The organism is Pseudomonas sp. AC172, assembly GCF_979258595.1.
On record NZ_OZ409868.1, the window covers coordinates 983,191 to 994,550 of the forward strand.

Below are 11,360 nucleotides of genomic sequence, written 5' to 3' on the forward strand. Positions count from 1 at the left end.
CGGCATTTGTGCGCCTGCTGGGGTGACCGTCGAGCCGCTGTTGCGCCAGTGCGCTAAATCATCGCGTTTGTCATTCGTTCTTGTTGATACGACCGGGTCTCCTGGTCACGCCGCCGATCAGCAAGGACCCCATGCATGAATGCCGCAGACGCCCAGAAACTAGCCCGTCGCTTTATCGAACTGCCACAGGACAAACGCCGTTTGTTCCTCGCCGGCATGGCCCGTGAGGGCATCGATTTTGCGCAACTGCCCATGACTGCCTGTGTCGGCGTCGCCGAGCGGGACGGGCTTTCGTATGCCCAGCAGCGGATGTGGTTTCTCTGGCAACTGGACCCGCACAGCGCTGCCTACAACCTGCCGATGGCGGTGCGCCTGACGGGCGATCTGCAAGCGCAGGCGCTGGAGCAGGCGTTCAGTCTGCTGGCGGCACGACACGAATGCTTGCGCACCACCTTCGGTCAGGAAGGTGAGCGCGCATTTCAGCGTGTCGCCGAACCGCAGCCGTTGAAACTGGCGATCACCGATCTCAGTGCAGTGCCCGAAGCCCAACGCTGGCCGCTGGCGCAGCAGCACATGATGGCGGAAGCCGGTCAGGCCTTCGATCTTGAGAGCGGCCCGCTGCTCAGTCTGCGCCTGTTGCGCCTGGCCGAGCAGGAACACGTATTGCTGCTCACGCTGCACCACATCATCGCCGATGGCTGGTCGATGAACATTCTCATCGATGAGTTCATGCGCACCTACGACGCACTGGTAGCGGGGCGCGAGCCGTCGTTGCCGGCACTCACCGTGCATTACCGCGATTACGCGCTGTGGCAACGCAGTTGGCTGGAGGCCGGTGAGCGCGAACGTCAGCTGGATTACTGGCGTGCGCAATTGGGTGCCGAGCATCCGGTGCTTGAGCTGCCGACCGATCGTGCCTATCCGGCGCAATCCAGTCATCAGGGCGCCCGTCTGGAAACGGTCATCGACGCAGCGCTGCGCCAGGACCTTAAAAATCTTGCGCAACGTCAGGGCGTGACCCTGTTCGTGGTGCTGTTGGCGGCGTTCAAAACGTTGTTGCATCGCTACAGCGGCCAGACCGATATTCGCGTTGGCGGGCTGATCGCCAACCGCACTCGCAGCGAAACCGAAGGGCTGATCGGCTTCTTCGTCAACACGCAGATCCTGCGCAGCGAAGTCACCGCGCAAACGCGCTTTGCCGATCTGTTGCAGAACTTGCGTCAGGCGGCACTCGGCGCGCAGGTTCATCAGGATCTGCCGTTCGACGCCTTGATCGAAGCCTTGCAACCGGCGCGCAGCCAAAGCCACAACCCGTTGTTCCAGGTGATGTTCAACCACCAGCCGCTGGTGACCGACTTGCAGCACGTGCAACTTGAGTCCGGTTTGCAGGTGGGCTATTTGACGCAAGCACAACTGGCCGGCAGCGGTCGTCAACATGCCGCCACCAGCGACCTGATGCTCGACACCCGCGAGGAGGGCGAGCAGTTGTTCGCGGCGTTCACGTATGCCACCGATATTTTTGATGCCGCGACCATTGCAGCGATGGCAGAGCATTGGCGCAACATCCTCGCGTCCGTGTGCCGTGATTCGCAGCAAATCGTCGGCGAAATCGAACTGCTGGCGGAGGCCGAACGCGCACAACTGATTCAAGACACCGAGGCAGAACCGGTTTTCGCCAGTGTGCAGACCCTGTTCGAAGCGCAGGTGGCGCGCACGCCGCAGGCAGCGGCGGTGATGCTGGCGACCGAACCGTCGCCGTCACTTACCTACACCGAGTTGAACACCCGCAGCAATCGCCTGGCCCATCAGTTGCGCACTCGCGGTGTCGGCCCTGACGTGCTGGTCGGCGTGGCGCTGGGGCGCTCGCTGGAGCTGGCAGTGGCGTTGCTGGCGGTGCTCAAGGCCGGTGGCGCTTACGTGCCGCTGGATCCGCAAACACCGGCCGAACGTTTGCGCCACGTGCTCGATGACAGTGGCCTGAAACTGCTACTCACCGATCGCGAAAGCCTCGCCAGCCTGCCGGACCTTGGTGGCGTTGATTGCCTGTGCCTGGAACAACTGACCGAGAGTGATCGCGCCGACAATCTGTCGGTGACGGTCGAAGCGCAAAACCTCGCCTACGTGATCTACACCTCAGGCTCGACCGGCCGCCCGAAAGGCGTCGCGGTCAGTCACGGCGCGTTGAGCGAGTTCATCGCCCGCGCCATCGATTACAGCGACCTGCGCGAAGGCGACCGCGTTTTGCAATTCGCCACCAGCAGCTTCGACGGCTTCGTCGAGCAGTTTTTCCCGCCGCTGTGCCATGGCGCCGCAGTCGTCCTGCGCGATGCGCGGTTGTGGGACAGCGCGGCGTTGCATCAAGTGATTGTCGAGCACGGCATCACTCTGGCCGATTTGCCGGCCGCTTATTGGTATTGGCTGGTGCAGGAATATGCTGCTAATCCACCGAGCGGTTTCGGTGCGCTGCGGCAGATTCACGTCGGCGGCGAAGCGATGGCGGTGGACGGTTTGCGCCTGTGGCAACAGGCCGGTCTGGGCCATGTGCGATTGCTCAACACCTACGGGCCGACCGAAGCCACGGTGGTTTCGACCATTCACGACTGCACCGCGCTGACGGCGGACGCCGTGTCGTGGCGCGGTATCCCGATCGGCCACGGTCTCGACGCGCGGCGCCTGTACGTGCTGGACGATGATTTGAACCTGCTGCCGCAAGGCGCGGTGGGCGAGTTGTACATCGGCGGGCCGGGCCTGGCGCGTGGATATCACCGTCAGCCGATCCTCAGCGCCGAGCGCTTTATCGCTGACCCGTTCGCCGACGGCCAGCGCCTGTATCGCACCGGCGACCGCGCGCGACTGCGACCTGACGGAGCCGTGGAGTACATCGGCCGGGTCGATCATCAAGTGAAGATTCGCGGTTTCCGCATCGAGTTGGGCGAAATCGAGTCGCGCCTGCAGCAATGCCCCGGCATCCGCGAAGCGGTGGTGCTGGCAGTTCCGCTAAGCGGTGGCTTGCAACTGGTGGCCTACGTGGTCAGCGATCCGGCCGTGCTGCAAAGCGCGGCGACGCAAGCGGCGTTCCGTCAGCAAATCCGCGCGGCGCTGCAGGCCAATCTGCCGGACTACATGGTGCCGGGCCATCTGCTGTTGCTAGCGAACCTGCCGCTGACACCGAGCGGCAAGCTCGATCGCAAGGCCTTGCCAGCGCCGGACCCGGCGCAGTTGCAGGGCGATTATCGCGCCCCGCAATCGGACGCCGAGCGGTGTCTGGCGCAGATCTGGGCGGATGTCCTGCAAGTTTCGCGGGTGGGTCTGGACGATCACTTTTTTGAACTGGGTGGCCACTCGCTGTTGGCCGCGCAAGTGATTGCCCGGGTGAAAAGTCAGCAGGGCGTGGTGCTGCCGCTGCGCAGCCTGTTCGAGAAACCGCTGCTGGGTGAATTGGCGGCGGTGCTGGCGCAACTGGCTGACGGTGCAACGAACGACGACTGGTCCGATATGGATCAGTTCATGAATGCTTTGGAAGGAGAAGAAGTATGAGCGGCACCATGGCGGAACGTATCGCGAAGAGATTCGTCGGCTTGCCGCTGGAGCAGCGTCGGCTGTTTCTGGCCAAGCTGCGCGAAGACGGCAAGGACTTCAGCCTGTTGCCGCTGCCGGTCAGTCGTCACGATGTCGCGCCGATCCCGTTGTCGTTCGCTCAGCAGCGTCTGCTGTTTCTCTGGCAACTCGAACCGCAAAGCGCCGCCTACAACATGGCCGCCGGCCTGCGCCTGAACGGGCGTCTGGACGAAGCGGCGCTGCAGCGCTCCTTCGATCATCTGGTGGCGCGCCATGAAGTCCTGCGCACGGTGTTCCAGACTGACGGTGATCAGCCACATCAGCTGATCCTTGATCAGCAACCTCTGGCCGTGGAACGCATTGACCTGACCGGGCTGCCGCTGTCAGAGCGCGAGCAAGCATTGGCGCAACAGGTGCAGACCGTCACCGCACGACCTTTCGATTTGCGCCACGGGCCGCTGCTGCGCGCCAGTCTGTTTGCATTGGCCGACGAAGAGTTTGTATTGGTGGTGAGCATGCACCACATCGTCTCTGACGGCTGGTCGATGGACGTGATGGTCAAGGAGTTCGTCCAGTGTTATCAGGCGTTCAGCCTCGAACGCGAACCGCAATTGCCAGCGCTGACGCTGCAATACGCCGACTATGCGATCTGGCAGCGCCGCTGGCTGGAGGCTGGCGAGGGCGAGCGTCAACTCGAGTACTGGCGCCAGCAACTGGGTGAAGAGCACCCGCTGCTGGAAGTCGCCCCGGACTTTGCCCGACCGCTAACGCAAAGCTTCGAGGGCCAGACCCTGAGTTTTGATTTCGGTGCGCCGTTGTCCCTGCAACTCAACGCCTTTGCCCGTAGCCAGGGCATCAGTCTGTTCATGCTGGTGCTGGCCGGGTTCTCGCTGTTCCTGTCGCGGCAGGCGGGGCAGCGCGACATTCGCGTCGGCGTGCCGAATGCCAACCGTGGCCGTGCTGAAGTCGAAGGGCTGATCGGCTTTTTCGTCAACACCCAAGTGTTGCGATGCGAGGTGGATGAGCGCGGCAGTTTCGAGGATTTGCTGGCGCGGGTGCGTGAAGCCTCGTTCGGTGCGCAGGCGCATCAAGAGCTGCCGTTCGAACAACTGGTGGACGAGCTGGTGGCCGAACGGACCCTGGGCCACAACCCGTTGTTCCAGGCCAAGTTCAACCAGAACGTCGGCATGCAGAAGCAGCGTTCGATGGCCCTGCCGGGGCTGACCGTTGCCGAGTATCCGCTGGACAAGGACGGCACCCACTTCGATCTGGCGCTGGACATCACCGATGACGGCACGCTGATTCACGGCCAGATGAGCTATGCCAGCGATCTCTATCGGGCGGAAACGGTCGAGGCTTTCGTGCCGGCCTTGCTTGGTCTGTTCAGCGCGTTGCTGGAAGCACCGCAAGCACCACTTCACAGCATCGCCACGCTCGCGCCGGCCGCGCTGAACGCACCTGCAACACCGGCATTGCTGGTGTTGCAGCACTGGGATCGTGAAGTCGCCCGCCAGCCTCAAGCACTGGCCGCGCGCGACTTGAATCAGGCCTTGAGTTATCAGGCGCTGGATCAGACGGCCAATCGGCTGGCCCATCATTTGCGCGCCCAGGGCGTGCGCGCCGGCCAACCGGTGGCGGTGCTGATGGAGCGTTCGCTGGACTGGCTGACTTCGGTGCTGGCGATCTTCAAGGCTGGCGCGGTGTACATGCCGCTGGACGTAAAAGCGCCGGACGCACGCTTGCAGCAGATGCTTGGCGCTGCGAAAGCACGGCTGCTGCTGTGCGCCGAAGGCGATGCGCGTGTGTCCGGGCTGGCGGTCGACGGCTGCCAGGGCATCGCCTTTGCAGCGCAGCAGTGGCAGTCAATGCCGGACACTTGTCCAGCCGTGACGCCGTGCGCGCAATCACCGGCGTATGTGATTCACACCTCCGGTTCCACCGGGCAACCGAAAGGCGTGCTGGTCAGCCACGGCGCGCTGGGCAGTTATGTGCGCGGTGTGCTGGAGCGACTGGCGCCGACAGCGGACGCCAGCATGGCACTGGTCTCGACCATCGCTGCGGATCTGGGTTTTACCGTGCTGTTCGGCGCGCTGTGTTCGGGACGCCTGTTGCATGTCTTGCCGGAAGAATTGGGCTTCGATCCGGACCGGTTTGCCGAGTACATGGCCACGCATCAAGTGGGCGTGCTGAAGATCGTCCCGGGCCATCTGGCCGCGTTGCTGCAGGCCTCGCGGGCTGCCGACGTGCTGCCGGAACACGCGTTGATCGTCGGCGGTGAGGCGTGCTTGCCAGCACTGGTGGAACGCGTGCGCGAGCTCAAACCGGGCTGTCGCATCATCAACCACTATGGGCCGAGCGAAACCACGGTGGGGGTGTTGGCCCATGAAGTCGGTGATCTGACCCTGACGCGCAGCGTACCGGTCGGTAGCGCACTGGCCGGCGCTCACGTTTACGTGCTCGACGATGTGCTGAACAACGTCGCCGATCAGGTGGCTGGCGAGTTGTACATCGGTGGTGACAGCGTGGCGCTGGGCTATCTGAACCAGCCGGGGCTGACCGCCGAGCGCTTCCTCCCGGACCCGTTCGGCGCGCCGGGTGCGCGGGTGTATCGCAGCGGTGACCGGGTACGCCGCAATCGCCAGCAAACGGTGGAGTTCATCGGCCGCGCCGACGATCAGGTCAAGGTGCGCGGTTATCGCGTGGAACCGGCGGAAGTCGCGCGGGTGCTGCTCGGTCTCGACGGTGTCAGTGAAGCGGCGGTGCTGGCGCTGTCATTGGATGATGACCCGACCCGGCTGCAACTGGTTGCGTGGTGTGTGCCGGTGGCGGGTCTGACCTTGCAGGCGCAGGCGTTGCGCGAGCAGTTGCAGGCGTGCCTGCCGGACTACATGGTGCCGGCGCAGATTGTCCTGCTCGAGCAACTGCCACTGACCGCCAACGGCAAACTCGACAAACGTGCGTTGCCGGTGCCGGGGGTGGTCACTCAACACTTCGTCGCGCCAATGGGTGAAGTCGAAGAAAAACTGGCGGCGATCTGGGCCGACGTGCTCAAGCTTGAGCGTGTGGGCAGCACGGATAACTTCTTTGAACTGGGCGGCGACTCGATCCTCAGCCTGCAAATCATCGCCCGAGCCAAACGCCAGGGCATCAAGCTGAGCCCCAAGCAACTGTTCGAAAAACAGACCATCGGCCAACTGGCCGCGGTGGCCAAGCTGATCGAAGCCAAACCCGTCGCCGCTGCGGTGTCGGCGGCTCGCGGACCGTTGCCATTGTTGCCGATTCAGGCACGATTCTTCGAAACCGCGATTGCCCAGCGTCAGCACTGGAACCAGTCGGTGATGTTGCAGCCGACCACGCCGCTCGACGCCGCGCATCTGCGCACAGCGCTGGCGGCGCTGATCGAACAGCACGACGCATTGACGCTGAATTTCCAGGCGTCCGGCGACGTGTGGCAGGCAATGCCGCAGACCCAGCGTGATCCAGAGCTGTTGTGGGTGCGTGAGCTGGACAGTCTGGACGCTTTGCCGGCGCTCGCCGATGCAGCCCAGCGCAGTCTCGATCTGCAACAAGGGCGCCTGGTGCGGGCGCTGCTGGTGAGCCTGCCGAACGCTGAGCAACGTCTGTTGCTGGTCATTCATCACTTGGTGGTCGACGGGGTGTCGTGGCGCATTCTGCTGGAAGATCTGCAGCACGCTTACACCGCGCTGGCGGCGGGCACGTCGCTGGTCTTGCCGGGCAAAAGCAGCTCGCTGCACAGCTGGGCCGAGCATTTGCACCGTTACGGGCAAAGCGCAGCGCTGGCCGCTGAGAGCGCCTACTGGCGGCAAACCCTGGAGGCGGGCGACGCACAACTGCCACGGGATTTCCCGCAGGACACCCAGACCCGCGAGCAGACGGCCCGGGCCAGCTCGCGCTTGAGTCAGGCGCTGACGCACAAGCTACTTAAAGTGGCGCCGGCGGCGTATCGCACGCAGATCAACGACCTGCTGCTGACGGCTCTGGCGCGGGTGTTGTGTGACTGGAGCGAACAGCCTTCGGTACTGATTCAGCTCGAAGGTCATGGTCGTGAAGACTTGTTCGACGACATCGACCTGAGCCGCACCGTGGGTTGGTTCAGCAGCTTGTTCCCGGTGCGCCTGACCCCCGAATCGACGCCGGGTGCGTCGCTGTGCGCGATCAAGGAACAACTGCGTGCGGTGCCGGGCAAAGGCATCGGATTTGGTGTGCTGCGTTACCTGATCCGATCCGTCGAGTTGCAGGCATTGCCGCAGCCGCGCGTGACCTTCAACTATCTCGGCCAGTTCGACGGTGCGTTCAACGCCGACGCCGGCGCGTTGTTTGTGCCGAGCGGTGACAGCACCGGCGCTAACCAGGACGCGGCCGCGCCGTTGGGTAACTGGTTGAGTGTTGACGGTCAGGTCTACGGTGGTGAGCTGGAATTGACCTGGACCTTCGGCACCGGCATGTATCGCACAGAGACCGTCGCGGCGCTGGCTGAAGCCTACCGGCGCGAACTGGAGCGACTGATCGAGCATTGCTGCGACAGTGGCGAGGCGGCCGTGACGCCGTCGGACTTCAGTCTGGCAACGCTGACCCAGGCGCAACTCTCGGCACTGCCGATCCCGGCCCGCGACATCGTTGACCTCTATCCGCTGTCGCCGATGCAGCAGGGCATTCTGTTCCACAGCGTCAACGATCCGGACAGCCCGGCGTACACCAACCAACTGCGCGTCGATGTGCAACAACTCGACACCGAGCGCTTCCGTCAGGCCTGGCAGCGAACCGTTGATGCCCACGAGATCCTGCGCACGGCTTTTGTCTGGCCACAGGATGCCGCCGCCGCAGTGCAAGTGGTGCGTCAGAATGCGCAGATGCCATGGAGCGTGCAGGACTGGCGTGGTCGCCATGACCTCGGCACCGCCCTGGATCAACTGGCCGGCGAAGACCTCGCCAGCGGTTTCGACCTGACCGGCGCGCCGCTGTTGCGGGTGACGCTGGTGCGCACGGACGAGGCCACGCATCACCTGATTTATACCTGCCACCACATCCTCATGGACGGCTGGAGCACGTCGCAGTTGTTCGGCGAAGTGCTGCAGCGTTATGCCGGCATGACTCCGGCGGTCGGGCAGGGGCGTTATCGCGATTACATCGAATGGCTGGGTCAGCGTGATCAGCAGGCCAGTCGGGATTTCTGGACGACAGCCCTCGCTGATCTTGATGAACCGACGCGTCTGGCCAGTGCCTTGTCGGGCGCGAAGTCAGAGGCCAGCGGTTACGCGGATCACGAGCACGTATTCAGCGAGACGTTGACGACGGATCTGAACCGTTTTGCCCGTGAGCAGAAAGTCACCCTCAATACCTTGGTGCAAGCGGCGTGGCTGGTGCTGTTGCAGCGTTACACCGGGCAGGACCACGTCGCGTTCGGCGCCACGGTTGCCGGGCGTCCGACGGATTTGCCGGGTGTCGAGCAGCAGATCGGCCTGTTCATCAATACCTTGCCGGTGGTCGCGGCGCCGTCCGCCGAGATCGTCGTCAGCCAGTGGCTGCAACAGGTGCAAGGCGTCAATCTGGCCCTGCGCGAGCACGAACACACGCCGCTCTACGACATTCAGCGTTGGGCCGGTGCGGGCAACGGCGCGTTGTTCGACAGCATTCTGGTGTTCGAAAACTACCCGATGGCCGAAGCGCTGCAACAGGGCCCGGCCACCGGTCTGACGTTCTCGGCGATTCGTCGTCAGGAACAGACCAACTACCCGCTGACGCTGGTGGCGGTCACCGGGCGTGAGCTGAGTCTGGGGATCAGTTACGACCAGGCCAGTTTCGATGCAACGGCAATCAACGGTTTGAGCGCGCAACTGCAAAGCCTGCTGACGCAGTTCCTCGCCGATGCGACGCAGCCGCTGGGTGCGTTGCAATTGCTCGCAGAGCCACAGCGTCAACAGGCCATCGCTTGGGGCAAGGCCGACGTTACGGCCACGGACGCGCGCACGGTGCTGGAGCACATTGGCACGCAGGTGCAGCGTCAGCCGCAGGCATACGCGGTGCTGTTTGCCGAACAACAGATCGATTACCAAAGCCTCGATGCTCGGGCCAATCGCCTGGCGCACAAACTGCAAACGCTGGGCGTCGGGCCAGAGGTACGGGTCGGGGTGTGCATGCGGCGCACGCCGGACATGCTCGTGGCGCTGTTGGCGATCCTCAAGGCTGGTGGTGCCTATGTACCGCTGGATCCGGACTACCCGCAGGAACGCTTGCTGCACATGCTCGATGACAGCCGCGCCGCCGTGCTGATCACCGAGCCGGCCGCACTGGCGTTGTTGCCTGAAACCTTGAGCGCGCAGGTGCTGCTGGTGGAAGCGGGCGCGTTGAGTGCGTTCCCGGCAACGGCACCGGTGGTGAGCGTCACTGCGCCGAATCTGGCGTACGTCATCTACACCTCGGGCTCGACCGGCAAACCGAAAGGCGTGGCGATCACCCATGGCAACCTGTCGGCGCTGATTCAGTGGTCGGCCGGGGTCTATCGCGCAGAACAGCTGCACGGCGTGCTGGCCTCGACGTCGATCTGCTTCGACCTGTCGGTCTGGGAGATCTTCGTCACCCTGGCTTGCGGTGGGTGCCTGGTGCTGGCGGACAATGCGCTGGCGCTGGCCGATTTGCCGGCCCGCGAACAGGTCACGCTGATCAACACGGTGCCGTCGGCGATTGCCGCGCTGCAACGTGCCGGGCAGATTCCGCGTTCAGTCGCGACCATCAATCTGGCCGGCGAACCGCTCAAGCAAGGCCTGGTCGACACGTTATACGCGAGCACGTCGGTGCAACAGGTCTACGACCTTTACGGGCCGTCGGAGGACACCACCTATTCGACCTTCACTCTGCGCACCCCGCAGGGGCAGGCGAACATCGGCCGGCCGTTGCCGAACACCGTGGCCTATCTGCTCGACAGCCAGTTGCAAGTGCTGCCGAGCGGCGTACCCGCCGAGCTGTATCTGGGCGGTGCCGGTGTCACGCGGGGTTATCTGATGCGCGCGGCACTGACCGCCGAACGCTTTGTGCCGAACCCGTACGCCAGCAACGGCGAACGCCTGTACCGCACCGGCGATCTGGTGCGCCAGGGCAGTGACGGCAACATCGAGTACATCGGCCGGGCTGACCATCAGGTGAAGATTCGCGGGTTCCGTATCGAACTCAGCGAAATCGAAGCGCGACTGCTGGAGCAGGACGAGATCCGTGAAGCCGTGGTGCTCGCTCAGGACGGTGCCGCCGGCAAACACCTGCACGCTTACGTGGTGGCAGTGCAGGCGGTGACCGATCCGGCGTCGTTGGCGGAACGCTTGCGCAATGCGCTGGCCAGTCGCTTGCCGGCGCACATGGTGCCGGGTCACTTGCACCTGATCGAAGCCATCCCGCTGACCCCCAACGGCAAGCTCGATCGCAAGGCGCTGATGGCCTTGGGCGACGGCCCGACGCAGCAACACTATCAGCCGCCGCAAAGCGATTTGCAGTGGGAGGTGGCGACGATCTGGCAGGAGGTGCTGGAAGTCGAGCAGGTGGGCCTCGCGGACAACTTCTTCCAGCTCGGCGGGCACTCGTTGCTGGCCACGCTGGTGGTAACGCGGATCAAGGAGCGTCTGGGCGACAAGGTGCCGCTCAAGGAGCTGTTCGAAACCGACACCCTCAAGGCGTTCTGCGCGCGAATCGAAGCCTTGCGCGTCGAAATGTCGCCCGTTCAGGATGAATTGGCTAAATCCCTGGAGGCCCTCAAACGTCTATCCCTCGATGATCTGGAAAAACTGATTTCTTGA

The 11,360-nt window shown here is 63.7% G+C and carries 2 protein-coding genes; both read left to right on the forward strand.

The window, feature by feature from the left end; all coding sequences use genetic code 11:
• Nucleotides 1-135: 135 nt before the first annotated feature.
• A complete protein-coding gene (locus ACZ0A4_RS04580; RefSeq protein WP_463573270.1) occupies nt 136-3,537 on the forward strand; it encodes an amino acid adenylation domain-containing protein in 3,402 nt (1,133 codons plus the stop codon).
• A complete protein-coding gene (locus ACZ0A4_RS04585) occupies nt 3,534-11,360 on the forward strand; it encodes an amino acid adenylation domain-containing protein (protein ID WP_463573272.1) in 7,827 nt (2,608 codons plus the stop codon). Before ACZ0A4_RS04580 ends, ACZ0A4_RS04585 begins: the two co-directional genes overlap by 4 nt.

Bases quoted from the DNA above. Each gene is read 5' to 3' on its own strand.
- ACZ0A4_RS04580 (WP_463573270.1), top strand. From the start codon at position 136: ATGAATGCCGCAGACGCCCAGAAACTAGCCCGTCGCTTTATCGAACTG.
- ACZ0A4_RS04585 (WP_463573272.1), top strand. From the start codon at position 3,534: ATGAGCGGCACCATGGCGGAACGTATCGCGAAGAGATTCGTCGGCTTG.